Consider the following 24,543-nt stretch of genomic DNA (forward strand, 5'->3'; position numbering starts at 1 on the left):
TAATGTCCTGTACGCTCGCCCTTACCGACACTGTAAGCAAGAATGACAATCACCAACGCCCTCCTCTGGAGAAAGCCATGAATGTTGTAACTACCGACCTGCCCGGTGTTTTGCTCATCGAGCCCAAGGTTTTCGGTGACGAACGCGGCTTTTTCTACGAAAGTTTCAACGCGAAGGCTTTCAAGGAAGCCACCGATCTGGACCCGCATTTCGTTCAGGACAACCATTCGCGCTCACAAAAGGGGGTGCTGCGCGGGTTGCACTACCAACTGGAAAATACCCAGGACAAACTGGTTCGGGTCTGCGCAGGGGAAATTCTTGATGTCGCTGTCGACGTGCGGCGCAGCTCGCCGCATTTCGGCCAATGGGTGGCTGTGCGCCTTTCTGCGCAGAATAATCGCCAGCTCTGGGTGCCCAAGGGTTTCGCCCACGGCTTCGTGGTGCTGAGTGATTTCGCCGAGGTTCTTTACAAAACCACCAACTACTACACCCCGTCGGCCGAACGCAGCATCCGTTGGGACGACCCGGACCTGGCCATCGACTGGCAGCTGGACATGGCGCCGCAACTGTCGGCCAAGGATCAGGCCGGGGTGTTTATCAAGGACGCTGACGTCTTCGCCTGAAACCGGGCCCGGGATTCACCCCGGGCAGCCCCCGGCCCAAGGTGCGCAGACTGCACCACAAAGCCTAGGCATAATGCACCTGTTCCCACAGGCGCTCGATGCTCATGACTCCAACCCTTCCCCGCAGACCCCGCTGGCGCAGCCTGGCCCTGCTCGCGCTGTGCCTGGCACCCTTGCTGTGGCCGCTGGAGCATCTGGCCGAGCGTTATTACCGCAGCGAACTGGCGGGGCAGAATCGTCAGACCCTCGATCTCTATGTCGCCAACCTGCTGGGCACCCTGCACCGCTACGAAGTATTGCCGCAGATCCTCGGCGACCTGCCAGCCTTGCGCGCCGTGCTTGGCGCGCCGGACGATGGCGTAACCCAAGGCAACGCCAACCGCTTGTTGAAAAACATCAGTACCCAGACTGGCGCTGAAGTCATGTACCTGATGGACACCACGGGCAAGACCCTGGCCGCCTCCAACTGGGACAAGCACGACAGCTTCGTTGGTCGTAACTTTGCCTTCCGGCCGTACTTCAGCGAAGCCATGGCGGGTCGACTCGGGCGGTTTTTCGGGCTGGGCACTACCTCTGCCAAACGTGGCTACTTCTTCGCCGCTGCCGTGCGCGAGGGCGAGAAAATCACCGGTGTGCTGGTGGTCAAGGTCGACCTCGACCACACCGAAAGCCTGTGGGGCAAAACCCCGGAGCAACTGCTGCTGACCGATCACAACGGCGTGGTCATCCTCACCTCTCGACCGGAATGGCGCTTTCGTTCGACCCGGGAATTGAGCGAAGAAGAACGCAAGGCCATCGCCGCGATCCAGCCCTACCCCACCCGTGAGCCCAAACCACTGAAGCTCAACCCCAACGCCTGGTTGACCCAGACCCAGGCGATTGCGGAAACCGGCTGGAACGTCAGCATCCTCGCCCCGCGCACCCTGATCGATCGCCCCGTGCGCACCGTCGTCGCCATCGGTGGCGCGACGCTCCTGGTGTTGATGCTGTTGCTCGGCCTGATGATGCAGCGCCGCCGTCATTACCTGGAACGGATCGCCTTCGAAGCCAAGGCCCGGCGCGAACTGGAAGGCCGGGTGGCCGAGCGTACCAGCGATCTCGAGGGCCTGAACCGACGACTCAAACAGGAAGTGCTGGAACGCGAACAGGCCCAGCAAGAGCTGGTTCGCGCCCAGGACGACCTGGTGCAGGCCGGCAAGCTGTCGGCCCTGGGCACGATGTCGGCGAGCATCAGCCACGAACTCAACCAACCCTTGGCGGCCATCCGCAGCTACGCCGAAAACGCCGAAGTGTTACTCGACCATCAGCGCACCGACGATGCCCGCGGCAACCTCAAGCTGATCAGCGAATTGACCGGCCGCATGGCGTCGATCATTGCCCACCTGCGCGCCTTTGCCCGGCGCGATCGCCACGCCCCGGAAAGCGTTGCCCTGCAGCCGGCGCTGGACGATGCCCTGGCCTTGTTGGCCAAGCGACGGCGCAGCATGGAAGTCGAGCTGATCCGCGACTTGCCCGCCGCCACGTTGTGGGTCGAAGCCGGAGAAACCCGCCTGCGCCAGGTGCTGGGCAACCTGCTGGCCAATGCCCTGGATGCCCTGACCGAAAAAGGCCCGCCACGTAAACTCTGGTTGAGTGCCCAATCCACCGCCGAAGGCGTCAACCTGTACATTCGCGACAACGGCCCCGGGTTCTGCCTGGAGGCCCTCGGCCGCGCCAGCGAGCCCTTCTACACCACCAAGACCCGCACCCAGGGCCTTGGCTTGGGGCTGGCGATCTGCGAGACCCTGATGCGCGCCTTCGGCGGTGAACTGTCGTTCGCCAACCACAAGGAAGGCGGCGCCCTGATTACCCTGAAACTGCGCGCAGGCGCACCGGGTGTGAGCCTGCAACCGTCCGAGGACCGAAGTGCATGACCATCGACAACCGCATCCAGGTCGTGTTGATCGACGACGATCCCCATCTGCGCCAGGCCTTGAGCCAGACCCTGGACCTGGCCGGCCTGAAGATTCTGCCGCTGGCCGAAGCCAAGGGCCTGGCGGCGCAACTGGAGCGCGACTGGCCGGGCGTGGTCGTCAGCGATATCCGCATGCCAGGCATGGATGGCATCGAACTGCTGACCGAACTCCACGCCCAGGACCCGGAACTGCCGGTGCTGCTGATCACCGGCCACGGCGACGTGCCGCTGGCGGTGCAAGCCATGCGCGCCGGGGCCTATGATTTCCTGGAAAAACCCTTCGCCAGCGACGCCCTGCTCGACAGCGTACGCCGCGCCCTGGCCTTGCGCCGACTGGTGCTGGACAACCGCAGCCTGCGCCTGGCCCTTAGCGATCGCAATGAACTGAGCACTCGCCTGGTCGGGCAATCGCCCTCGATGCTGCGCCTGCGCGAGCAAATCGGCGCCTTGGCGGCGACCCGGGCGGACGTGCTGATCCTCGGTGAGACCGGGGCCGGCAAAGAAGTGGTGGCACGCGCGCTGCACGACCTGTCGAGTCGGCGCAATGGACCGTTCGTGGCGATCAATGCCGGGGCGCTGGCGGAGTCGGTGGTCGAAAGCGAATTGTTCGGCCATGAGCCCGGCGCATTCACGGGCGCGCAGAAACGCCGCATCGGCAAGTTCGAATTTGCCAACGGCGGCACGCTGTTTCTCGATGAGATCGAAAGCATGAGCCTGGACGTCCAGGTGAAACTGCTGCGCTTGCTCCAGGAACGCGTGGTCGAACGCCTGGGCGGTAATCAGTTGATCCCGCTGGACATCCGCATCATCGCCGCCACCAAGGAAGACCTGCGTCAGGCCGCCGATCAGGGCCGGTTCCGCGCCGACTTGTACTATCGCCTGAACGTCGCGCCATTGCGCATTCCGCCACTGCGCGAGCGCGGTGAAGATGCGCTGATGCTGTTCCAGCATTTCGCCGATGAAGCCAGTGCCCGCCACGGCTTGCCACCCCACGAACTGCAGCCCGGACAACGCGCCCTGCTGTTGCGCCACAGCTGGCCCGGCAACGTGCGCGAGCTGCAAAATGCGGCCGAACGCTTCGCCCTGGGCCTGGAACTGGCGCTGGACAACAACGAGGTGCAAGGCTCGGGTGGCACGACGGTAGACATGGTCAGCGGCGGCTTGAGCGAGCAGGTGGAAAACTTCGAAAAAACCCTGATTGCCGCCGAACTGGCGCGCTCGCACAGCTCGGTGCGCAGTGTCGCCGAGGCGCTTGGTATCCCGCGCAAGACCTTGCACGACAAATTGCGCAAGCACGGCCTGAGCTTTGCCGACAGCGGCACCTCCGCCCATGGCGACGACCTCGATTGAGCCGCCGCCCACTCGTCCACTTCAAACAAGAGGCCCCTGAATGAGCCGCGACAGTCGTCAACTGGAATCCGTCCTCCACCACGACATTCCCCTCACCCGGGACATGGGGCTGAAGGTGCTCGACTGGCACGATCAGCAACTGCGCCTGTATTTGCCGCTGGATGCCAACGTCAACCACAAGAGCACCATGTTCGGCGGCAGCCTGTATTGCGGCGCGGTACTGGCCGGTTGGGGCTGGCTGCATCTACGCCTGAAAGAAGAAGGAATAACCGATGGGCACATCGTTATCCAGGAAGGGCAGATCAACTACCCGCTGCCGGTGACCGGCGATGCACACGCCATTTGCCAGGCACCGAGTGCAGTGGTGTGGAAGAAGTTTCTGGCGATGTATCAGCGGTACGGACGGGCGCGGTTGGTCCTGCATACGCGGGTGGTCAATGCGGGTAGCGATGAAGATGCGGTGAAGTTCGCCGGGCAGTATGTGCTGCACCGCTGAAGCGCCGATCCATACGACGCGGTGTGTCTGACATACCGCGTTGCATGGTCCGCCAGCAAGCCGGCTCCTACGGGTTAGCCAACGCCAACAACTGTTCTCGCCACGCCGCCTTGGCCGGCAATGCCAGGAAAAATTCGTTCAGCAGCGATTCTCGCGCCGGGTAACAAAATGGCGCGCCCTGCAAATCCAGCACCTCGCCACCCGCGCCTTCCAGCACGCCTTGGGCCGCCGCCGTGTCCCACTGCGAAGTCGGCGCCAGGCGCGGATAACAATCCGCCGCCCCCTCGGCCAACAGGCAGAACTTCAGAGAGCTGCCGATATTGGCCAGCTCCAGTTCACCCAGGCTGGCGCTCAACCCTGCCAATAAGCGTTCCTGCTCTGGACTGGAGTGGCGACGACTGGCAACCACGGTGAACGATTGGCCGGGGGCCAGGACATCACGCACCTGAATCGACACGGGCGTCCCCCCTTGATCCCCGCGCCACGCGCCGAACCCGGCACCGCCCACGTAGAAACGGCCGTTCGTCGGCATCGACACCACGCCAAATACCACGCGCCCCTGCTCGATCAGCGCGATGTTGACGGTGAACTCTTCGCTGCCGGAAATGAACTCCTTGGTGCCGTCCAGCGGGTCCACCAGCCACCAACGCTGCCATCCGGCGCGCACGCTCTGGGGGATGTTGGCGTCTTCCTCGGACAGCACCGGGATGCTCGGATCAAGCGCCGTCAGCCCGGCCAGGATCAGATGATGAGCGGCCAGGTCGGCGGCCGTCACAGGTGAATCATCGGCCTTGGCGGTGACCGCCGTGCCGGTGCGCCAGAACGGCAGGATCGCTTCGCCGGCCTGCAGTGCGAGCTCGATCACCGGCGCCATCAACGGATGGGGAAAATTCATGGCTGGAACACTCCGCGCTGGGTCAGCAGGTCACGGGCCAGGTACAAGGCGGCCAAGGCCCGGCCTTCGGTGAATTTCGGGTTCTGCGCCAGCGCCGACAACTCGCGCAGATTGACCTTGTCCATGCCCATCGGCTCTGGCTCGTCACCTTCCAGGCGTTCTTCGTACAGGTCAGTGGCCAGCACCACCTGGATTTTCTGGCTCATGTAACCGGGGGACAACGACAGCTCAGTCAGATGCTCTAGCTGTCGCGCGCCAAAACCGGCCTCTTCCTTGAGCTCGCGTTCTGCTGCCGCCAAAACATCCTCGCCCGGCTCGATCAGACCTTTGGGCAGCGACAATTCGTACGCATCGGTGCCGCCGCAATACTCTTCGACCAGGACGGCATGGTCCGCATCGAGCATCGCCACAATCATCACTGCGCCATAGCCCGCGCCCTTGCCGACCAACCGTTCATAGGTGCGCTCCACGCCATTGGAAAAACGCAACTTCAGCTCCTCGACACAGAACAAACGGCTGGTGGCGACAATTTCGCGGGCGAGGACGGTAGGTTTCTGGCGCATGAGCGGCTCCTGGACGATAGCGGGTTACTATACCCGGCCTATCCTGATTGTTGTTTCCGGATACCTTTTTTACCGCTGGAGAAGTTTTTATGTCCCTGCTGCCCTGGCGCGATATCGATACCGTTCTGCTGGACATGGACGGTACGCTGCTGGACCTGCACTTCGACAACCATTTCTGGCTGGAGCACCTGCCCGAGCGCTATGCCCAATGGCACGGAGTGAGCCGGGCCATGGCCGATATGGAGCTGCAGCCCCTGTTTGAACGCAATGCCGGTCAACTGCAGTGGTATTGCCTGGATTTCTGGAGTGCCGAACTGAAACTGCCCGTGCGTGAGCTGAAACTGGAAACCGCCCATCTGATCGCCCTGCGCCCGGATGCGGACACCTTTCTGGCAGCGATCAAGCGTGCAGGCAAGCGCGTAGTGCTGATCACCAATGCGCACCGCGATTCGCTGTCATTGAAGCTGGAAAGAATCGAACTGGCACCCTATTTCGAGCGTTTGATCAGCTCTCATGATTACGGTTTTCCCAAGGAAAACCCGCAGTTCTGGGATGCCTTGCAAGCCGACATCGACTTCGACCCGGCACGCAGCCTGTTCATTGACGACACCTTGCCGATCCTGCGCAGTGCGCGGGATTTTGGTGTCAGGCATTTGCTGGCGGTGAAAGAGCCGGACAGCCGCAAAGGACCCAAGGACACGGCGGAGTTTGCGGCGGTCGGGGATTATCGGGATTTGATCGCAGGGCTATAGACCGCGGCGCCTGCATCGCGAGCAGGCCCGCTCCCACATTGGATCTGCGTCGTGCACACATGCTGTGTTCACCACAAATCAAATGTGGGAGCGAGCCTGCTCGCGATGGCGGTCCTGAATATTACTCAGGAATCCGCAACGACTGCCCCGGATAGATTTTGTTCATATCCTTGAGCATCGGTTTGTTGGCCTCGAAGATTTTGTTGTACAGGTTGGCATCGCCATACACGCGCAGGGAAATGGCGCTCAAGGTGTCGCCCTTCTCGACCACGACAAACTTCGCGGCCACGACCACAGGTCCGGTAACGGTGATCTCGTCTTCAACACCGCTGACACCTGCCACATTACCCAGGGCCAGGAGGATTTTCTCCTTCTCTTCCTGCGTATTCGCTTCGCCGCTGGCGATCACCTTATCGCCCTCGACCTTGACCTGAATCTTGGAAGTGTCGATCCCCGTCAACGCACTCTGCACATGCTTGGTCAACGCCTCGCTGTTGGCTTCGGCCTTGTCCGGCGTCAATGCGTCGAGGATTTTTTCACCGGCTTCTTTTAGAAAACTGAACAGGCTCATCGTTTCGCTCTCCTTGGGTTTCGGGGTCCAGACGCAAAAGCCTAGACCACGGCCGACATTTGCCAATCCAGGCCGACCAATGACCCCGCTTGCGATAGAATCCACACCTTCCCGACCCCAGGAGCGAAGATGGACATCAAGCAGCTGAAATTCCTCATCGCTCTGGACGAAACCCGCCATTTCGGCCAGGCCGCCGCACGCTGCCACATCACCCAGCCGACCCTCTCCATGCGCCTGCGCAGCCTCGAAGAAGAACTCGATCTGCCGCTGGTCAATCGTGGCCAGCGTTTCGAAGGCTTCACCGCACCCGGCGAGAGAGTCCTGGCCTGGGCGCGCACCGTTCTGGCAGCCTACGATGGCCTGTACGCCGAGGCGGCCGCCTGTCGCGGCAATCTGGTCGGCACCTTGCGCCTGGGCGTGGTGCCGCTGTCGAGCTTCGATCCCTTGCCGCTGTTGCAACGCCTGCACGCGGAGCACCCGAACCTGCGCTTCGAACTCTCGGCGCTGAGTTCCGAGCAAATCCTCGAACAACTGGCGAACAATCGCCTGGATCTCGGTGTGTCATACCTAGAACGCCTGGATGCCGAGCGCTTCGACTCCCTGGCCTTCAGTGAAACCCGCATGGGCCTGCTCTACGATCAGCGATTCTTTACCTTCGGCGAAGCCCCCCTGAGCTGGGAGTCGTTGATCGAGTTGCCGCTGGGCATGCTCAGCAGCGGCATGCACTTTCGCCAGTCCATCGACCACAACTTCCACAGCCGCGGCCTCAACCCGCAGCCTTTGTTGCAAACCGATGCCGTCCATCAACTGTTACAAGCTGTGCACGGTGGCTTGTGTTGCGCGGTGATGCCGTTGGACGGAGGCCTGGAAGAACTGACCGATCATTTGCGTCTGCAACCGATCGAAAACGCCCAGACCCTCAGCCGGCTGGGACTGATCATGCGCCGAAGCGCGCCACGCTCGGCCTTGGCGGAAGCCTGTTTTGCGATTTATCAACAATCGCTGAACGGGCTTTGATCGACGGCATCTATCGGCAGATCAGAAATAGCGATTAGACGCGACCAGTTGCCACGCCTAGTCTTAAGACTGATCAAACCCTCGGTGATGCCATGAACGCCAAGCGCCCAGCCTGCGCGGCGCCTGCCCTCGAAACGCCCGCGCCCGCCGCCAGCCAGACATACAGCTACAGCAACCTTGAACACTCGGAATCCGCCAGCACCGCGCTGGCCGAGGAAGTCGCGCTAGCCATTGCCTTCAATGGCATCAGCCAGGCGGTGATGCTGGTCACGCCCACGGACCTGGAAGACTTCATCGTCGGCTTCAGCCTGGGCAGCGGCATCATCCAGGACGCCTCGGACATCTATGACCTGCAACTCAGCGGCTCTGGCTCGGCTCAGTACGCGCAAGTGACCATCGCCAATCGTGCGTTCTGGAACCTCAAGCAACAGCGACGGCAACTGGCCGGTACCAGCGGATGCGGGCTCTGCGGCGTGGAAGCGGTCGAGCAGGCATTGCCCGAGCTCGAGGTGTTGCCCGGCGCGCCCCTGCCCCCGGCCGAATGGCTGGACGGCCTGCGCCAGCGCATCGGCGCGTTCCAGCCACTTGGCCAGCACTGCGGGGCGGTGCACGCGGCCGTGTTCATGAACGACCAGGGCGAACTGTTGCTGGGCCGAGAAGACATCGGCCGGCATAACGCCCTCGACAAATTGATCGGCGGCTTGATCCGGCAACACATTCCAACGGCGGGCGGGCTGGCGATTGTCACCAGTCGCTGCAGCCTCGAATTGATCCAGAAAGTCTTGCGCGCCGGCATCCAGACCCTGGTCAGCCTGTCATCGCCAACGGGCCTCGCCGTGCAATGGGCCCGTCGCCACAACCTCAACCTCATCCATCTGCCACAAAAGAATGCGCCGCGGGTCTACAGCCCAGCGTTGGAGATCCAAGCGTGAGTCAACACCGTCAAGCCGACCAGAAACCTGTTCCTCGCTACAAACCCTACACAGGCCCGGCCGGAGGTTGGGGCGCACTGATCAGCGTCGCACAGGCCTGGTTGACCAGTGACAACGCGCTGAAAAATCTGCGCATGATGCTCAAGACCAACAAGAACGGTGGCTTCGACTGTCCCGGTTGCGCCTGGGGCGATTCCAACGAAGGCGGCATGGTGATGTTCTGCGAGAACGGCGCCAAAGCGGTGAACTGGGAAGCGACCAAACGCCGCGTCGATGCTAAGTTTTTTGCCAGGCACAGCGTCACTTCATTGCTGGAGCAAAGCGACTATTGGCTCGAATATCAAGGCCGTCTGACCGAACCGATGAGCTATGACGCCGAGACCGATCGCTACAAGCCGATCAGTTGGGACGCGGCCTTTGCCCTGATCGCCAAGCATCTGAACGGCTTGTCGAGCCCGAACCAGGCCGAGTTCTACACTTCGGGCCGGGCCAGTAACGAAGCGGCTTTTTTATACCAGCTGTTCGTGCGCGCCTACGGCACCAACAATTTCCCCGACTGTTCGAACATGTGCCACGAGGCCAGCGGCGTGGCGTTGTCACAAAGTGTCGGCGTCGGCAAAGGCACCGTGACGTTCGACGACTTCGAACACGCCGATGCGATTTTCGTCTGGGGCCAGAACCCCGGCACCAACCATCCACGGATGCTCGAACCGTTGCGTGAGGCGGTGACACGCGGCGCGCAAGTGGTGTGCATCAACCCGCTGAAAGAGCGCGGCCTGGAGCGCTTCCAGCACCCGCAACACCCGATCGAAATGCTCACCAACGGCGACAAGCCGACCAACACCGCGTACTTCCGTCCGGCGCTGGGCGGCGACATGGCGATCATGCGTGGCATGGCCAAGTTCCTGCTGCAATGGGAACGCGACGCACAGAAAGCCGGTGCGCCTGCGGTGTTCGATCACGCCTTCCTCAATGAGCACAGCGTCAATGTGCTGGAGTACCTGGCCGCCATCGATGAAACCCCATGGGAGCAGATCGTCGAGCAGTCTGGCCTGCCCCTGGTGGAAATCGAGCGAGCGGCGCGCATGTACGCCAAGGGCAAGAACGTCATCATGTGCTGGGCCATGGGCATCACCCAGCATCGCCATTCGGTAGCGACCATCCAGGAAATCGCCAACCTGATGCTGCTGCGCGGCAACATCGGTCGACCAGGCGCCGGCCTGTGCCCGGTGCGTGGCCACAGCAACGTCCAGGGCGACCGGACCATGGGCATCAACGAACGGCCACCGGTGGCGTTCCTCGATGCCCTGGAACGACGCTTCCAGCTCAAGGTACCGCGTGACAATGGCCACAATGTGGTCGAAGCGATTCATGCCATGGCCGAAGGTCGGGCCAAAGTCTTCATTGGCCTGGGCGGCAACTTCGCTCAAGCCACCCCGGACAGCCCGCGTACCTTCCAGGCCCTGCGCAACTGCGACCTGACCGTGCAGATCAGCACCAAGCTTAACCGCAGCCATCTGACTCACGGCAAAGACGCCCTGATCCTGCCGTGCCTGGGCCGGACCGACATCGATATCCAGACTGAAGGCGCGCAAGCGGTGACTGTCGAAGATTCGTTCAGCATGGTCCACGCCTCCAACGGACAGTTGCAGCCCCTGTCGAACCAGATGCGCTCGGAACCGGCGATCCTGGCCGGCATAGCCGCCGCCACCTTGGGCAACCAGCCTGTGGACTGGAACTGGCTGGTGGCCGACTACGGGCGCATCCGCGACCTGATTGCCGATACCATTCCAGGCTTCAAGGACTTCAACGAAAGGGTCAAGAACCCAGGCGGCTTCTACCTGGGCAACAGCGCCGGCGCACGCAAGTGGAACACTGCATCCGGCCGGGCCAACTTCCGTCCGAACGCACTGCCCAAGGACCTGGTTCACGAACGCACCCGTGCCACCGGTGTGTTGCCGGACCTGATCATGCAATCGATGCGCTCCCACGATCAGTACAACACCACGATCTATGGTCTCAATGACCGCTATCGCGGAGTGAAAGGCCAACGTGATGTGCTGTTCGTCAACGAAGCCGACATCATTCGCCTGGGCTTCAAGCCGGGGCAGAAGGCTGACATCGTGTCGATCTGGGATGATGGCGTTGTACGCCGAGTGAAGGGCTTCACATTGCTGGCGTTCGATATTCCTGCAGGGCAAGCGGCGGCGTACTATCCGGAAGTAAACCCGCTGGTGCCGCTGGAAAGCACAGGGGATGGCAGCCATACGCCAACGTCGAAGTTTGTGGCGATCCGGTTGGAAGCGGCGAGTGAGACCGGGTTGATCATGGCGAAGTCTGCCTGACCAAAAACAAAAGATCGTCCGAACGCGGTCCGAGCCTGCGGCAGCTCCTACAACGCCCACAAAAAAGGCCGTTTTTTCACAAAAACGGCCTATCCGAAGTAACTAAAGACCGGCGAAAAACCATTAAGTTCCGCCCAAAAAACAGTAACTTATAGAAATGTGCTGAAGTCGTGTTACTCGTCGGATTTCGATTGTCACACCACTGACACGGCCTCAGGATCGCGTCGTCATCCCCATGAGGTTCCTCCATGAAGTTCTCCTCGATTCTCTTGTTGTCCCTTGGCCTGGTCAGTGGCATTGCCTCTGCTGGCGGCACCACCGAAGCAGGTGTGGGCGGCGCATTGGGCGGGGTTTTGGGCTCGGTCGTCGGCCAATCGATTGGCGGTAATACAGGTTCCACCATCGGCGCGGCCCTGGGCGGCGCGGGTGGTAGCGCAGTCGGCGCAGACAAACGCAGCCGTGGCGAAGCCGCCATCGGTGGTGCGTTGGGCGCAGCAGGCGGTAACGTGGTCGGCCGCAGCGTGGGCGGCACCACCGGCAGCCTGATCGGCTCCGCAGCAGGCGGCGGTGCCGGTGGCGCACTGGGTAACTACATGGGCAACAAGAGCGATGACGACGACGATGACGATCGTCGTTATCGTGGCCATGATGATCGTCGTTACTACCGTGACGGCCATCCAGGTCGTGGTCATGCCTATGGCCATCGCAAGCATCACAAGAAGTACTACCGCCACCGTCATTGAAACCGGAATGGTTTCGCTGGCAGATAAAAATCGCAGCCCGAGGGCTGCGATTTTTTTTGCCTGCTTTAAACCACCAGACGCTCCATCGCACTGCGTAACCCGGCCGGAATCGCCACTGGCTGATTCGAGGCGCGGTCGACAAACACGTGCACAAAGCGCCCCGCTGCGCAGGCCTCATCTTCCCCTTGCTTGAATACCGCCAACTCGTACTGCACCGAGCTATTGCCCAACTTTCCGACCCGCAGGCCGACCTCGATCCGGTCCGGGAAGGCGGTGGAGGCAAAGTAATCGCAGGCTGAACTCACCACGAAACCCACCACCTCGCCCTCATGGATATCCAGGCCGCCGACTTCGATCAGGTAGGTGTTCACCGCCGTATCGAAGAAGCTGTAGTAGGTGACGTTGTTGACGTGACCATAGGCATCGTTGTCGTGCCAGCGTGTGGTGATGGGTTGGAAGTGTGGGTAGTCGGAGCGCTGGGGCATCGGTGTTGGTTCCTGGGGTTGGATGACCAGTTTAAGGAGAAAACCGCGTTATCGCTCTTCGCGAGCAGGCACCAAATCAATCACCTATCAACAAACCCTCTACCTTGCGTCGCCAATTCACCAATCAACCGTGCCGGGCTCCAGTGATCACCCTGGCGTGTCTCCAGCGCCAACAGCCGCTGATGAATATCCGCCAACCCCTGCTGATCCGCCCAGGCCATCGGCCCGCCTTTATCTGCCGGGAACCCGTATCCGTTGAGGTACACCAGATCGATGTCGTGGGCCGATCCCGCGACCCCTTCCTGAAGAATCTTCGCACCCTCGTTGACCAATGCCAGCAGGCAGCGCTCCAGAATTTCCTCCTGGCTTATCTCGCGGCGATGAAAGCCCAGCCCCTCGCTGACTTCCAGCACCAGCGCGTCGACCTGCGGATCGTGTTCAGCCTGGCGACTGCCCGGCTCATAATGGTAATAGCCATCGCCGCTCTTCTGCCCGAAACGGCCCCGCTCACACAGACGGTTATCCACTTGCACCTCTGGCGCATCCTGCCCAACTCCGGACAGTTGCCGGGCACGCCATTGCAGATCGACGCCAACCACGTCGAACATACGGAATGGCCCCATGGCAAAGCCGAAGCCTTGCAGCGCGGCATCGATCTGGTAAGGGTAAGCACCCTCCAGCAACATTTTGCGGGCCTCCAGCACGTAGGTGTTGAGCATGCGATTGCCAATGAAGCCGTCGCAATTGCCCGAGACCACGCTGACCTTGCCCATGCGCTTGCCCAGCGCCAGTGCAGCATCGATGACTGCCGGTGCAGCCTGGGCACCACGGACGATTTCCAGCAGCTTCATGATGTGCGCCGGGCTGAAGAAGTGCAGGCCCAGGACTTGTTGCGGACGGCCAGTCACCGCGGCGATGGCGTCGATGTCCAGTGCCGACGTGTTACTTGCCAGAATGGCTTCAGGTTTGAGCAGGCCGTCCAGCTCGCGGAAGATGGCCTGCTTGAGTTCCAGGTTTTCGTAGACGGCCTCGATGACCAGATCGACATCGCGGATGGCCGCATAATCAGCGGCAGCCGTGACCCGTGCAATGCGGGTGTCGGCCTCGGCCTGATCGATGCGTTCTTGCCGAACACTATGGGCATAGGTGTCCGCCACGGTGACCAGGGCCTGCTCAAGCATCTGCGGATTGTTATCGACCCATTGCACCGCCACCCCGGCGTTGGCCAGGCACATGACAATGCCGCGGCCCATGGTGCCCGCGCCGATCACGGCTGCGCGCTGAATATTGAACGGTGTCTGGCTCATGTTTTGATCTCTTGTTGGCGATCCAAAGACAGCCCCCACCATAGTCAGCCTCCGCGAGTTTTTGAAATTTATTCCTGTGATGAGCGACATTCAGCAGATGGATGCGCCCACACGGCTTAGAGGTGCGCCTCGGCCCACCCGCGAACCTCGGCATACGGGTAATCCTCCAACACCGCATAGCCGGAAATCGTCCGCACCTTGAGTTTGGTGAACAACGGCACGCTGATCCCGCACAGAAACCGCGTGACCCGCTCGGCGGATGGCTTACTGCCGGTATGCTGTTCATGCCTGTGGATAAAATCACTGCACAAGGCTTCGAAATTCTTATCCACAAGCGCAGGCAGCGCTGGAGGTTCGGGCAACCGTGCCACCTGCCCGTGACAAACCGAGCAATGCCCGCACTGGCGGGGCACATTTTCGTCGCCGAAATACTCGGCCAGGCGATATCCAAGGCAGCGATCGGTGGCGAAAAGATCGAGCATGGCGTGAATCCGCGCAACCTCGGTCTGTTCATGCCGAGTGAACCCCGCGTGAAGCTCCTCACTCAATGCGGCACTGTCGAACCCGGTTTGCAGCAGGCTGTAGACCTCGGTCATCAGCTTGCTCTCAAGCTCGACCCAGCCCTTTTCCTGGAAGTAATCCAGCGCCTTGACCACCCGGCTGCGCTCGGCCTGATGCTGTTCATACAACGCATCGAAATTCACCGTGGCCCAGGTACGCGCGCGGGGGGACGTCTGGATGATCGCCGCGACGAAATCCCTGCGTTCACCCTCGAAGCGCGCCAGCAATTGCTCGGGCTCCTGCAGATACTTGAACCGGTACTCGGCGTAGTAGGCATAACGCGGAGCGATCAGGCCACGAAGCTCCAGTTGCACCAGCAAGGTCTTGAGCGGCAGCTGGCGGATGTTGCTCTGGTCCGCCAATGGCCCCAGCAGAAACTCCCATTGCCCCTCGGACGCCGCGGCCTGCATCTCGTCGAGCACGCAGCGGATACCGTCCAGTTCAGGCGTATCGCCATAGACGAAGTTTTCCAGCACGTTGAGGCTGTCGCGATTGGCCAGCACCAGGCAGTCCGATGGCTGCCCGTCACGCCCGGCGCGGCCGATTTCCTGGCTGTAGTTTTCGATGGATTTGGGCAGGTCGAAATGCACCACGTTACGGATGTCGCTCTTGTCGATGCCCATGCCGAAGGCGATGGTGGCGACGATGCAATTGGACTGCCCGCCCATGAAACGCTTCTGGATGCCTTCACGCTGCTCATGAGGCAAACCGGCGTGATAAGCCTCGGCCTGGATGCCATGGCGCTGCAGATGTTCGGCTATGTGCTCGGCGGTTTTCTGCAGGGTGACGTAGACAATGCTCGGCTGACCGGGTCGCTGACTCATCCATTCAACCAGGCGTCGACGCTTGTCCTGGCCACGAACCGGCTCAACCCACAGATTAAGGTTGGGCCGATAGAAGCCGGTGGTCACCACATCGTCAGGTTCGATGGCGAATTTCGCCTGCATGTCGGCGATCACTTTCGGGGTCGCGGTGGCGGTCAGCAACAACACCTGGGGGATATTGAACTGGCGTTGATAGTCCGGAAGCTTGAGGTAATCCGGGCGAAAGTTATGCCCCCATTCGGAGATGCAGTGCGCCTCGTCCACCACCAGCAGCGAGATCGGCACCTGCTGCAGGAAGTTACGAAATCGTTCGTTCTTAAGACGCTCCACGGAGATCATCAGGATTTTCAGTTCGCCGGACTTGGCGCGAGCCATGACATCACTGGCATCATCGCGGCTCTGCGCCGAATCGATACTGCCCGCCGCAATGCCGTGGCGTTGCAGGAACGCCAACTGGTCCTGCATCAACGCCAGCAAGGGCGAGACCACCAGCGTCAGGTGCGGCAGCAATACGGCCGACAGCTGATAACAAAGGGACTTGCCGGAACCGGTGGGGAAAATTGCCGCCGCCGAGCGCCCCGCCAGTACCGCGCTGACCGCCGCCTCCTGGCCAGGCCGAAACTGTGGATAACCGAAAACCTGCTCCAGGGTGTTGTGCATAAGCTGTCACTCCGTTGACTGCTGCGATGAGCAAAGCCTAGCCGGCGATCGCAGCGAGTCGAGAAAAGGTCAGGGGTAAAAAAGATACGGGATGATACAGCGGATGGCTTTGGGAATGCGGCGCCTGGCAAATCGCCTTCGCGGGCAGCAAAATTCGAAACGACCTACACCCTCTGAGGCGCCTGTAGTCCCTTTCCTCAACAACTGCGCAAAACCTTACAAAACCTGTCGATCTCAGCCGTCTTGTCGCACGACACCACGCCCTTCTATAGTTTCCGGCAAGGCTGAAAACAGTGTCTGGGCCGACCGGGCGCATTTGCCGATTTCCCACAGGACCCACCTCGATGAACCGCCCCGAGCCACTGACCGACCGCTATCGCCCGCTCAAATCCAGCATCAGCGAAACCCCGGTACTGGTGATCGACACCGAGGCCGATCCCCTGGAAATTCTCGACGCCGCCCGCCAACGCATCCGCGCCGCCAGCGACCTGCTGGAAACCCTGTACTGCCTGTGCTTCAAACAGGCCGACGCCAGCGATATCCCCAACATCGTCAATGCCCTGTACCTGCTGACCCAGGACGGCAACGAGCTGCTCGACATCGCCCGGCAACGCCTGCCGAAACTCACCGGCTGAAGGACACCACGATCCCTTGTAGGAGCTGGCTTGCCAGCGATGAACGATAACGCGGTCCACTGTGGATAAGTCCGTCAGCAACGCCCTCGAACCCTTCAGCCGGCGACGTTATCGAAGGGACAGGCGGGATCCACAAAATGCGGGTTGCAGCGAAGGGGCAGGGTAAACGAGGCGGAGCTCGAGTGATTTACTATCATTATCTCGGCATCGCAAATCGCTTTATTGATGATCTACCCTAAAAATGAACAACAAGATCTGACCGCCGACATCTCGATCAATATCGACCTCGGCTGCAACGGCGCCGATGCACAACATCTGATCGAAACCCTGGAAGACCACTTCGCCATCGATTTTGTAGACTACGACAGTTATCGCTATTACCAGCCTGACGGCTACGATGTATTCCTCAAGCGCAAAGCCAAGGGTCGCGGCGACAAGGTGCCACTGACCATTGGCATGCTCTACCGGGCAATCAAAGCCCAACGCTGGGACACGGATGAGCTTGAAGGCCTGTAGCGTCCCCGGCGCATAACGATAAGGACCTTACATGGACGTTCTGATGGGCTTGCTGGCCGCCTTGCTGTGGGGCGGTACGGATTTTCTGGTGGGTATGAATGCCCGCGCGGTGGGTGTCAAACGTGCCGTGTATTTTGGTCAGGCGCTGGGCTTTACCATCATGAGCCTGCTGTTGGTCGTCTTCCCCGTGTTCTTACTTCGCTCGATGGCCGCGCCGCTCGAGACCTGGCTGATCGGCGTCGCCGCTGCCGTGTTGACGGTATCTGGCGCGCTGGCCCTGTCCAAGGCCTTCGCCCTCGGCAAGGCTTCCATCGTCGCGCCGCTGGTGACGTCCTACGGGGTGGTGACAACGCTGCTGTCCTGGGCCGGTGGTGAGCAGATCAGTCTGCTGCAATTGCTATGCATTGCGCTGTGCGTCGTTGGTGTCGTTCTCTCCAGTATTCATTCCGACCCGAAGGTGCCCCACACCACACAGGCGAGCAGCTCGATTGCCTATGCACTATTGGCGGCGCTGTTCTACGGCACCAGTTTCTGGCTGCAAGGTCGCTTCGTCCTGCCGTCCCTCGGGCCGGTCACGATGCTCTGGCTCGCGTACCTGGTGGGCCTGATGGTGCTGGTGGTGATCGTGCTCAGGATCGACGATGGCTTGAAAATCCCGCCGCTGAAAAACTGCCTGACGCTGACCGGCGCCAGCCTGATGAACCTCGGCGGTTTTTCATCATTCGCCTGGGGGGCGGTGGCCGGGTCGGTCTCGGTAGTAACGGTAATCAGTACATTGTCAGGCGGGATCGCGGCGATCCTGGGGTATGTTTTTTTCAAGGAACGGCTGGGGAAGGTACAGGTACTGGGAGTAGTTCTGGTGTTGGTCGGCGCATTCGTTCTACACCTGAAGACCTGAACCGTCGCTCACAAAAAAGCCGCCCCGAAGGGCGGCTTTTTCATGGCTTCAAACCAACACTTACAACTTTGGACCCGCAGCCTTGATCGCGTCGCTCACGTCGAACTTCTTGAAGTTCTCGATGAACAGGCCGGCCAGTGCTTTGGCGGCTTCGTCGTAGGCGGCTTTATCAGCCCAGGTGTTGCGTGGGTTCAGCAGGCCAGTCTCAACGCCCGGCACGGCCACTGGCACGTCGAGGTTGATGGTGTCCAGGTGCTCGGTTTCGGTACCGATCAGTGCGCCGCTCTGAATCGCTGCGATCACCGCACGGGTGGTCGGGATGTTGAAGCGCTTGCCGACGCCGTAGCCACCACCGGTCCAGCCGGTGTTGACCAGGTAGACCTTGGAGCCGAAGCCGCGGATGCGCTTGATCAGCAGCTCTGCGTATTCGCCAGCCGGACGCGGGAAGAACGGTGCGCCGAAGCAGGTGGAGAAGGTCGACTTGATGCCGGTGCCCGAACCCATTTCAGTCGAGCCCACCAGAGCGGTATAGCCGGACAGGAAGTGGTAGGCCGCTTGTTCTTCGTTGAGGATCGACACTGGCGGCAGTACGCCGGTCAGGTCGCAAGTCAGGAAGATGACAGCATTCGGCTCGCCACCCAGGTTCTTCTCGGAACGCTTGGCAACGTGCTCCAGCGGGTAGGCGGCACGGCTGTTCTGGGTCAGGCTGACATCGGCGTAGTCGGCGTGCTTGGCATCATCGATAACGACGTTTTCCAGGACCGCACCGTGCTTGATGGCTTTCCAGATGACCGGCTCGTTCTTCTCGGACAGGTCGATGCACTTGGCATAGCAACCGCCTTCGATGTTGAACACAACGCCTTCGCCCCAGCCGTGTTCGTCGTCACCGATCAGGTAACGGCTTTCGTCAGCGGACAGGGTGGTCTTGCCGGTACCGGACAGACCGAAGAACAGGGTCACGTCGCCTTCTTCGCCGATGTTGGCAGCGCAGTGCATTGGCAGCACGTCGGCGGCCGGCAGCAGGAAGTTCTGCACCGAGAACATGGCTTTCTTCATTTCACCGGCATAACGCATGCCTGCGATCAGCACTTTCTTCTGTGCGAAGTTGATGATCACGCAACCGTCGGAGTTGGTGCCGTCACGCTCTGGAACGCATTCGAAGTTGGCAACGTTGAGCACTTGCCACTCTTCACGACCCGCCGGGTTGTACTGGGCCGGGTTGATGAACAGGCAACGACCGAACAGGTTCTGCCAGGCAGTCTGGGTGGTCATCTTCACGGCCAGGTAGTGCTCGGAAGCCGCACCTACATGTACGTGGGAAACGAAGTGCTCTTGCGCGTTGTTGAACGCCTCGACGCGATTCCACAGGGCATCGAACTTGTCGGCCGGGAACTTGCGGTTGATCGGGCCCCAGGCGATGGCGGCCGAAGTGGACGGTTCTTCAACAATGAAACGATCGACTGGCGAACGGCCGGTACGGTGACCGGTACGAACAACCAGTGCGCCGGTATCGGCAAGCTCGCCTTCACCGCGGTTGAGGGCTTCTTTAACCAGATCATCAACACTCAGATCGGTGTACACGGCGTTATTGGCTTGCGTCATGAGGTTCCCCGTCGGCCAGTGGCCGAGTGCTCCAAACGTTTTGTAGTAGAAAGTCGTGCACTACTACCGCGAAAAAAGTGGGCCGGATTATGCCAGAAAAGCCCAAAAAAAGTAGGGCCCTCCCGTCGTAACGGCGCTATTACGCCACTTTCCAGTGAATTTACCTGCGCTGAACCGTTTTAGTGCCGGGTATCTGACGGCGTCTCGACACCCGCTCCGGCGAACAATTGGGTGACATCGGCGACGTCGAACAGGTACTGCTGGTTGCAGAACTGGCAATCGATCTCGATTTTGCCACCGTGTTCGACCACCAGATTTTGCGCGTCTTCCATACCCAGACTGACCAGCGCATTGGCCGAACGTTCGCGCGAGCAACTGCAACGGAAGCGCAGTTTCTGCACGTCGAACAGACGAACCTGCTCTTCGTGGTAAAGACGATGGAGCACGGTTTCGTTGTCCAGGCCCAGCAGTTCATCGGCCGTCAGGGTGGTGGCCAGCGCAGTGAGGTGCTGCCAGCTGGCGGCGCGTTCTTCTTCATCTTTCAGGCGATCGGCAGGCAGTTGCTGCAGCAACAGGCCACGGGCGCGGCGGCCATCGGCGCAGAGCTTGATGCGAGTACCGATCTGCTGCGACATGACGAAGTAATTGGTGAAGCAGTCGGACAAGGTTTCGCCGTCCAGATCGACGACGCCCTGATAGCGCTGGCCCTGTTTCGGGTCGATGGTCAACGTCAGCGAGCCATCCGGCATCAAGTCGGCCAGGGTGGCGTCGGGGGCGATCCGGTCGGCCTCGTAACGGGCCAGGCCACGGATATCGCGCTCGCTGGAGCACTCGATCATCAGCAGCGGAATCGGGCCTTCGGAACGGGCCTGAAGAATCAGCAGGCCATCGAACTTCAAGGTGCCGACCAGCAACGCCGCAGCCGCCATCAGTTCGCCGAGCAGTTGCGCAACCGGCTCCGGATAGGCGTGTTTGGCCAGGACTTCAGCGTAGCTGAGTTCCAGCGAAACCATCTCGCCACGGGTGTCGCTGTCATCGAAGATGAAGCGTTGGGTGAAGTCGTTATCCGGTAAGTCGGTCATAAGTCTGGTATCTGAATAGGTGACAAAAGTGTTTACAGAACGAGGTTACGCCTTGGCTATAGCGTATGGCTGCCTGGTTGTGGCTTAGAGGCCGGTGGCGGTGCGCGCTTTACGACGAATGGCACATGAGCGGCAAGCCAATTACCTCATATGGCTACGCACGGGCGAAATTACAAGTCCTGGCCTGATTAGTGCGATCGGTGGCCCCCGCTCTATTGCTCGTTGCTGCTGCCGCGAAACTTGAACAGATCGCGCCGCTGCTTCTTGCTCGGCTTGCCATCGGTACTCACACCCAAGGCACCTGCCTTGCGCTCGGCCGCGGCATTTTCGCGCTTGGCGATGCTGGCTTCGGTTTCGGCATACAGGGTCTGTGCTTCCGGAGCACCTCGGCGCACGATCGACAGCGCCTGGACCACCACCGTGCGCTCCTCGAAACCGGTGCGGATCACGAATTCATCGCCAATGCGCGGCTCCTTGCCCGGTTTGCAGCGCTCGCCCCGGCAGTGCACCTTGCCGCTTTCGATCGCCGCCTTGGCCAGGGCGCGGGTTTTATAGAACCGCGCTGCCCACAGCCATTTATCCAGCCGGACTTTGTCATCCTCATCGTTTTTTTGTGCCATGGAATTTCCTCATCCTGAAATATTGATGAACTGTACTACCGTTTCCTCGTACCAAGAATTACGCCGTCTCGGATTACAATGCAGACATTCCAGAACCTCCTCGCGGGGCTGGAAATCCGGGCCGTAGATATCTGTCGCCTTTTAACCATTATTCTGCGTGAATACCGCGAATTCGGCCGCTTGCGGCCTGAGCGGTTTCTACCGGTTGAGCAAATTTGAAGACATTTGACCATTTGACCGTTGTCGGTCTGCGCGAGTGGGTGGCGCTCCCGGATTTGGGAGTCGCGGGCCTTCGGGCAAAAATCGACACCGGCGCCAGCACCTCCAGCCTGCATGCCACCGACATCGAGACGTTCGAGCGTGACGGCGAGCAGTGGGTGCGTTTTACCGCGCACCTGGGCACGGTGGTGCAGTTGCGTCACCGCCGCTGCGAAGCACCGCTGGTAACAAGAAAAACCATTAAAAGCTCCAACGGTCATGCGCAGGTGCGATACGTAATCAGCACCACCCTGGCCCTCGGCGACCGGGTCTGGCGGGTCGAGTTCACGCTCGCCTGCCGCAAGTCCATGCGTTATCGCCTGTTGCTTGGCTCCAAAGCCCTGATTGATGGCCAGTTGGTCGTCAATCCGGGAATCAAATATGTACAAGACAAGCCGGTGTTCCCGGTATCTACCTCCTCCACAGGTGTTGCATGAAGATCGCTGTGCTGTCGCGGAACCCGCGTCTGTATTCCACCCGCCGCCTGGTCGAAGCCGGTACCGAACGCGGCCATGAAATGGTGGTGGTCGATACCCTGCGCGCCTACATGAACATTGCCAGTCACAAGCCGCAGATCCACTATCGCGGCAAGCCGCTGGAAGGCTTCGATGCGGTGATCCCGCGGATCGGTGCATCGGTTACCTTTTATGGCTGCGCGGTGTTGCGCCAGTTCGAAATGATGGGGGTTTTTCCGCTCAACGAATCGGTGGCCATTGCTCGCTCGCGGGACAAGCTGCGCTCGCTGCAGTTGCTGTCACGCCGGGGCATCGGTTTGCCAGTCACCGGTTTTGCCCACTCGCCGGACGATATTCCCGACCTGATCGAAATGGTCAACGGCGCCCCCCTGGTGATCAAGGTGCTGGAAGGCACCCAGGGCATCGGCGTGGTGCTGTGCGAAACCGCCACGGCGGCGGAGTCGGTGATCGAGGCATTCATGGGCCTCAAGCAGAACATCATGGTTCAGGAGTACATCAAGGAGGCTGGTGGCGCCGACATTCGCTGCTTCGTGGTGGGCGACAAGGTCATTGCTGCCATGAAGCGCCAGGCCAAACCCGGGGAGTTTCGCTCCAACCTGCATCGCGGTGGCAGCGCCAGCCTGATCAAGATCACCCCTGAAGAACGCATGACGGCCTTGCGCGCCGCGAAGGTCATGGGCCTGGCCGTGGCAGGGGTGGATATCCTGCGTTCCAACCACGGGCCACTGGTGATGGAGGTGAACTCGTCGCCAGGCCTGGAAGGGATCGAGACCACCACCGGCAAGAACGTGGCAGGGATCATCATCGAGCATCTTGAGAAGAATGGCGGGCCGAACATGACCCGGACCAAAGGCAAGGGTTAACGCACCGATCGCTCCCACGCTGCGCGTGGGAACGCCTCAACGGACGCTCCGCATTCGACTCTGAAAGGGACGCGGAGCGTCCCGGGCTGCATTCCCACGCAGAGCGCGGGAATGCTCGGGTTAAACAGCATCCCGCGGCAACATCAGCCCCAACGGCAAGCGCACCCGCGCTTCCAGCCCACCGCCAGACCGGTTGCGCAACTCAACGTTGCCGCCATGCATCGAGGCAATTCGCTTCACGATTGCCAAACCCAAACCGGTGCCCTTGCCGCCCCGGGCGCGGTCGCCCCGGGTGAACGGGTTGAAAATCGCTTCCAGCTCCGAAGGATCTATCCCCGCGCCACGGTCCATGACACTCAGGACGACATAAGGCGCACTGGTATCGCCGGACACATATGCCGCCACCTCGACCCCACTGCCCGCATGATGCAAGGCGTTGCCAATCAGGTTATTCAACAGCCGCTTCATCGACACCCGACGCAACGGGAATGGTTGAATCGGCTCAAGGCGCAAGCGCACTTTTTCTTCGGTCTGGTTGTAGGGCGCAGCGACTTCCCGGACGAGATCACTCAGGTCCACTTCCTCCACCGACTCGTCACGACCATCGCGAATGAACGCCAGGAACTGATCGAGAATCGCATCCATGTCTTCGATATCGCGAACCATGTCGTCTGTCAGGTCAGTGCGATCGCCCATCAGCTCAAGAGACAGGCGCAACCGGGTCAACGGTGTGCGCAGGTCATGGGACACCCCGGCCAACATCAATTCCCGCTCACGCCCGGCCTGCTCGACGTCTTCGGCCATCTGGTTGAAGGCGCGATAGACCTCGGTCATTTCACTCGGTGTATCACTGATTGGCAGACGCACGCTGCGGCCCTGGCCGAGTTGCCGAGCGGCATACACCAATCGCTTCAGAGGCTGGTTGAGCTGGCTGACGAAGATCCATGCTGCGGCAGTGGACAGCAAGCCGATGGCAAGAAACCAGCCGAGCACGTTCCATATTTTCTGGCCGCGAAGCGGATGCGGATAGAGCGGGACTTTCAGCCAGGCGTCCCCCAGGCTGGGAGCTCGAACCCACAAGGCCGGAGGCGCATGCATTCGTAAGCGCACCTCAGTGTCGGCACCCAGTTCGGCCTGCATCTGTCGCTGATAAATCTCGCTGTAGGGCCAGTGTTGTTCGCCTTCCGGCACACCGGCGCCTACCACGCGAATAAGGGGCACGGCATCGGCGATTTTTTCGCGATTTTCTTCATCGGCCGCCCAGTAGGCGCGCAGCGTCAGGGCGACGCCATGGCTGTACTGCCGGTCCACCAGCACGTCTTCGTTCATCAACAGATAAACCAGGGTCAGCGCCTTGGAAAACAGGACAACGATCAGCACCAGCCAAAGGGTGCGGGAGAAGAAACTCTGGGGGAACCAAACCGGGGTTTTCATGGGTAACCGTTAAACACGTGCAGGAGCGAGCGATGCTCGCACATTGCCGGTCGTGAGTCTGCGGGCAAGGACATCTTGCCA

At 60.7% G+C, this 24,543-nt stretch carries 24 protein-coding genes and 1 pseudogene; 15 read left to right on the forward strand and 10 right to left on the reverse strand.

Annotated elements, in window-relative coordinates:
- The first annotated feature begins 77 nt into the window (after positions 1-77).
- The 4 genes from rfbC (at position 78) to NQL71_RS22575 (ending at position 4,423) form a co-directional block, all read left to right on the forward strand.
- Positions 78-623, forward strand: coding sequence for a dTDP-4-dehydrorhamnose 3,5-epimerase (gene rfbC / locus NQL71_RS22560; RefSeq protein WP_046815316.1), 546 nt, complete (start codon positions 78-80; stop codon positions 621-623).
- A 104-nt stretch (positions 624-727) separates the two neighbouring features.
- The gene (locus NQL71_RS22565; protein ID WP_046815317.1) at positions 728-2,536 is read left to right on the forward strand and encodes a sensor histidine kinase; all 1,809 of its coding nucleotides are present in this window, start codon (positions 728-730) and stop codon (positions 2,534-2,536) included.
- Positions 2,533-3,927, forward strand: a complete 1,395-nt coding sequence (locus NQL71_RS22570) for a sigma-54-dependent transcriptional regulator (protein ID WP_077186157.1) — start codon at positions 2,533-2,535, stop codon at positions 3,925-3,927. The genes NQL71_RS22565 and NQL71_RS22570 overlap by 4 nt, the downstream gene beginning before the upstream one ends.
- Positions 3,928-3,967: 40 nt before the next feature.
- A complete protein-coding gene (locus tag NQL71_RS22575) occupies positions 3,968-4,423 on the forward strand; it encodes a YiiD C-terminal domain-containing protein (protein ID WP_077186158.1) in 456 nt (151 codons plus the stop codon).
- Between the two features lie 67 nt (positions 4,424-4,490).
- On the opposite strand, the gene cysQ is transcribed toward NQL71_RS22575, so the two are convergent.
- Positions 4,491-5,318: a 3'(2'),5'-bisphosphate nucleotidase CysQ gene (cysQ, locus tag NQL71_RS22580; protein ID WP_046815320.1), complete on the reverse strand. Its 828-nt coding sequence runs from the start codon at positions 5,316-5,318 to the stop codon at positions 4,491-4,493.
- Complete coding sequence (nudE, locus tag NQL71_RS22585) at positions 5,315-5,881, reverse strand: ADP compounds hydrolase NudE (RefSeq protein WP_046815321.1); 567 nt, start codon at positions 5,879-5,881, stop codon at positions 5,315-5,317. Before nudE ends, cysQ begins: the two co-directional genes overlap by 4 nt.
- A gap of 89 nt (positions 5,882-5,970) precedes the next feature.
- On the opposite strand from nudE, the gene yrfG reads away from it, so the two are divergent.
- Positions 5,971-6,633: a GMP/IMP nucleotidase gene (gene yrfG / locus NQL71_RS22590; RefSeq protein ID WP_077186159.1), complete on the forward strand. Its 663-nt coding sequence runs from the start codon at positions 5,971-5,973 to the stop codon at positions 6,631-6,633.
- 121 nt (positions 6,634-6,754) lie between these two features.
- On the opposite strand, the gene lysM is transcribed toward yrfG, so the two are convergent.
- Entirely contained in the window at positions 6,755-7,204 is a 450-nt protein-coding gene (gene lysM / locus NQL71_RS22595; RefSeq protein WP_077186160.1) for a peptidoglycan-binding protein LysM, read from the reverse strand.
- A 129-nt stretch (positions 7,205-7,333) separates the two neighbouring features.
- Between lysM and NQL71_RS22600 the strand changes: the two genes are divergently transcribed.
- The 4 genes from NQL71_RS22600 to NQL71_RS22615 all read left to right on the forward strand — a co-directional run bounded on the left by NQL71_RS22600 (position 7,334) and on the right by NQL71_RS22615 (position 12,241).
- The gene (locus tag NQL71_RS22600) at positions 7,334-8,221 is read left to right on the forward strand and encodes a LysR family transcriptional regulator (protein WP_046815324.1); all 888 of its coding nucleotides are present in this window, start codon (positions 7,334-7,336) and stop codon (positions 8,219-8,221) included.
- Between the two features lie 92 nt (positions 8,222-8,313).
- Positions 8,314-9,153 (forward strand): formate dehydrogenase accessory sulfurtransferase FdhD, encoded by an 840-nt coding sequence (fdhD, locus tag NQL71_RS22605; protein ID WP_046815325.1) that lies wholly within the window; start codon positions 8,314-8,316, stop codon positions 9,151-9,153.
- A complete protein-coding gene (locus tag NQL71_RS22610) occupies positions 9,150-11,498 on the forward strand; it encodes an FdhF/YdeP family oxidoreductase (protein WP_046815326.1) in 2,349 nt (782 codons plus the stop codon). Before fdhD ends, NQL71_RS22610 begins: the two co-directional genes overlap by 4 nt.
- 248 nt (positions 11,499-11,746) lie before the next feature.
- Positions 11,747-12,241 carry a glycine zipper domain-containing protein gene (locus tag NQL71_RS22615; RefSeq protein WP_046815327.1) on the forward strand — a complete coding sequence of 165 codons (495 nt, stop codon included), beginning with the start codon at positions 11,747-11,749 and terminating at the stop codon, positions 12,239-12,241.
- 65 nt (positions 12,242-12,306) lie between these two features.
- Here the strand turns inward: NQL71_RS22615 and NQL71_RS22620 are convergent, their stop codons facing one another.
- From NQL71_RS22620 to NQL71_RS22630, 3 genes are all read right to left on the reverse strand, one after another.
- Positions 12,307-12,726 carry an acyl-CoA thioesterase gene (locus NQL71_RS22620; RefSeq protein ID WP_046815328.1) on the reverse strand — a complete coding sequence of 140 codons (420 nt, stop codon included), beginning with the start codon at positions 12,724-12,726 and terminating at the stop codon, positions 12,307-12,309.
- An 80-nt stretch (positions 12,727-12,806) separates the two neighbouring features.
- Entirely contained in the window at positions 12,807-14,033 is a 1,227-nt protein-coding gene (locus NQL71_RS22625; protein ID WP_274643317.1) for a 3-hydroxyacyl-CoA dehydrogenase, read from the reverse strand.
- A gap of 116 nt (positions 14,034-14,149) precedes the next feature.
- Positions 14,150-16,078: a RecQ family ATP-dependent DNA helicase gene (locus tag NQL71_RS22630; protein ID WP_248687194.1), complete on the reverse strand. Its 1,929-nt coding sequence runs from the start codon at positions 16,076-16,078 to the stop codon at positions 14,150-14,152.
- Between the two features lie 344 nt (positions 16,079-16,422).
- Here NQL71_RS22630 and NQL71_RS22635 point away from each other — a divergent pair, with 344 nt between their 5' ends.
- From NQL71_RS22635 to NQL71_RS22650, 4 genes and pseudogenes are all read left to right on the forward strand, one after another.
- Positions 16,423-16,713 carry a hypothetical protein gene (locus NQL71_RS22635; RefSeq protein WP_166619013.1) on the forward strand — a complete coding sequence of 97 codons (291 nt, stop codon included), beginning with the start codon at positions 16,423-16,425 and terminating at the stop codon, positions 16,711-16,713.
- A gap of 59 nt (positions 16,714-16,772) precedes the next feature.
- Positions 16,773-16,980, forward strand: a pseudogene (locus tag NQL71_RS22640) (type II toxin-antitoxin system RelE/ParE family toxin); the annotation flags it as partial.
- Positions 16,981-16,992: 12 nt separating this feature from the next.
- Entirely contained in the window at positions 16,993-17,229 is a 237-nt protein-coding gene (locus NQL71_RS22645; RefSeq protein ID WP_274643354.1) for a DUF1493 family protein, read from the forward strand.
- 43 nt (positions 17,230-17,272) lie between these two features.
- A complete protein-coding gene (locus tag NQL71_RS22650; RefSeq protein WP_274643355.1) occupies positions 17,273-18,127 on the forward strand; it encodes a DMT family transporter in 855 nt (284 codons plus the stop codon).
- Positions 18,128-18,187: 60 nt separating this feature from the next.
- On the opposite strand, the gene NQL71_RS22655 is transcribed toward NQL71_RS22650, so the two are convergent.
- From NQL71_RS22655 to NQL71_RS22665, 3 genes are all read right to left on the reverse strand, one after another.
- Complete coding sequence (locus tag NQL71_RS22655) at positions 18,188-19,729, reverse strand: phosphoenolpyruvate carboxykinase (RefSeq protein ID WP_046815333.1); 1,542 nt, start codon at positions 19,727-19,729, stop codon at positions 18,188-18,190.
- A 179-nt stretch (positions 19,730-19,908) separates the two neighbouring features.
- Positions 19,909-20,811: an Hsp33 family molecular chaperone HslO gene (hslO, locus tag NQL71_RS22660; protein ID WP_046815334.1), complete on the reverse strand. Its 903-nt coding sequence runs from the start codon at positions 20,809-20,811 to the stop codon at positions 19,909-19,911.
- 212 nt (positions 20,812-21,023) lie between these two features.
- A complete protein-coding gene (locus NQL71_RS22665; RefSeq protein WP_077186164.1) occupies positions 21,024-21,431 on the reverse strand; it encodes an RNA-binding S4 domain-containing protein in 408 nt (135 codons plus the stop codon).
- 215 nt (positions 21,432-21,646) lie between these two features.
- Between NQL71_RS22665 and rimB the strand changes: the two genes are divergently transcribed.
- Both rimB and rimK read left to right on the forward strand, forming a co-directional pair.
- The gene (gene rimB, locus NQL71_RS22670; RefSeq protein ID WP_046815336.1) at positions 21,647-22,126 is read left to right on the forward strand and encodes a retropepsin-like aspartic endopeptidase RimB; all 480 of its coding nucleotides are present in this window, start codon (positions 21,647-21,649) and stop codon (positions 22,124-22,126) included.
- Positions 22,123-23,028 carry a 30S ribosomal protein S6--L-glutamate ligase gene (gene rimK, locus NQL71_RS22675; RefSeq protein ID WP_007972871.1) on the forward strand — a complete coding sequence of 302 codons (906 nt, stop codon included), beginning with the start codon at positions 22,123-22,125 and terminating at the stop codon, positions 23,026-23,028. The genes rimB and rimK overlap by 4 nt, the downstream gene beginning before the upstream one ends.
- 120 nt (positions 23,029-23,148) lie before the next feature.
- Here the strand turns inward: rimK and NQL71_RS22680 are convergent, their stop codons facing one another.
- On the reverse strand, positions 23,149-24,462 hold the full coding sequence (locus tag NQL71_RS22680) for an ATP-binding protein (RefSeq protein ID WP_046815337.1): 1,314 nt from the start codon (positions 24,460-24,462) through the stop codon (positions 23,149-23,151).
- Positions 24,463-24,543 lie beyond the last annotated feature (81 nt).

Source organism: Pseudomonas serbica (assembly GCF_028823535.1).
In the GTDB taxonomy this organism is placed as follows: Bacteria; Pseudomonadota; Gammaproteobacteria; order Pseudomonadales; family Pseudomonadaceae; genus Aquipseudomonas; species Aquipseudomonas serbica.

Excerpts from the sequence above, each read along its gene's own strand:
- rfbC (WP_046815316.1), top strand. The coding sequence starts at position 78 with ATGAATGTTGTAACTACCGACCTGCCCGGTGTTTTGCTCATCGAGCCC.
- NQL71_RS22565 (WP_046815317.1), top strand. The coding sequence starts at position 728 with ATGACTCCAACCCTTCCCCGCAGACCCCGCTGGCGCAGCCTGGCCCTG.
- NQL71_RS22570 (WP_077186157.1), top strand. The coding sequence starts at position 2,533 with ATGACCATCGACAACCGCATCCAGGTCGTGTTGATCGACGACGATCCC.
- NQL71_RS22575 (WP_077186158.1), top strand. The coding sequence starts at position 3,968 with ATGAGCCGCGACAGTCGTCAACTGGAATCCGTCCTCCACCACGACATT.
- cysQ (WP_046815320.1), bottom strand. The coding sequence starts at position 5,318 with ATGAATTTTCCCCATCCGTTGATGGCGCCGGTGATCGAGCTCGCACTG.
- nudE (WP_046815321.1), bottom strand. The coding sequence starts at position 5,881 with ATGCGCCAGAAACCTACCGTCCTCGCCCGCGAAATTGTCGCCACCAGC.
- yrfG (WP_077186159.1), top strand. The coding sequence starts at position 5,971 with ATGTCCCTGCTGCCCTGGCGCGATATCGATACCGTTCTGCTGGACATG.
- lysM (WP_077186160.1), bottom strand. The coding sequence starts at position 7,204 with ATGAGCCTGTTCAGTTTTCTAAAAGAAGCCGGTGAAAAAATCCTCGAC.
- NQL71_RS22600 (WP_046815324.1), top strand. The coding sequence starts at position 7,334 with ATGGACATCAAGCAGCTGAAATTCCTCATCGCTCTGGACGAAACCCGC.
- fdhD (WP_046815325.1), top strand. The coding sequence starts at position 8,314 with ATGAACGCCAAGCGCCCAGCCTGCGCGGCGCCTGCCCTCGAAACGCCC.
- NQL71_RS22615 (WP_046815327.1), top strand. The coding sequence starts at position 11,747 with ATGAAGTTCTCCTCGATTCTCTTGTTGTCCCTTGGCCTGGTCAGTGGC.
- NQL71_RS22620 (WP_046815328.1), bottom strand. The coding sequence starts at position 12,726 with ATGCCCCAGCGCTCCGACTACCCACACTTCCAACCCATCACCACACGC.
- NQL71_RS22625 (WP_274643317.1), bottom strand. The coding sequence starts at position 14,033 with ATGAGCCAGACACCGTTCAATATTCAGCGCGCAGCCGTGATCGGCGCG.
- NQL71_RS22630 (WP_248687194.1), bottom strand. The coding sequence starts at position 16,078 with ATGCACAACACCCTGGAGCAGGTTTTCGGTTATCCACAGTTTCGGCCT.
- NQL71_RS22635 (WP_166619013.1), top strand. The coding sequence starts at position 16,423 with ATGAACCGCCCCGAGCCACTGACCGACCGCTATCGCCCGCTCAAATCC.
- NQL71_RS22650 (WP_274643355.1), top strand. The coding sequence starts at position 17,273 with ATGGGCTTGCTGGCCGCCTTGCTGTGGGGCGGTACGGATTTTCTGGTG.
- NQL71_RS22655 (WP_046815333.1), bottom strand. The coding sequence starts at position 19,729 with ATGACGCAAGCCAATAACGCCGTGTACACCGATCTGAGTGTTGATGAT.
- hslO (WP_046815334.1), bottom strand. The coding sequence starts at position 20,811 with ATGACCGACTTACCGGATAACGACTTCACCCAACGCTTCATCTTCGAT.
- NQL71_RS22665 (WP_077186164.1), bottom strand. The coding sequence starts at position 21,431 with ATGGCACAAAAAAACGATGAGGATGACAAAGTCCGGCTGGATAAATGG.
- rimK (WP_007972871.1), top strand. The coding sequence starts at position 22,123 with ATGAAGATCGCTGTGCTGTCGCGGAACCCGCGTCTGTATTCCACCCGC.
- NQL71_RS22680 (WP_046815337.1), bottom strand. The coding sequence starts at position 24,462 with ATGAAAACCCCGGTTTGGTTCCCCCAGAGTTTCTTCTCCCGCACCCTT.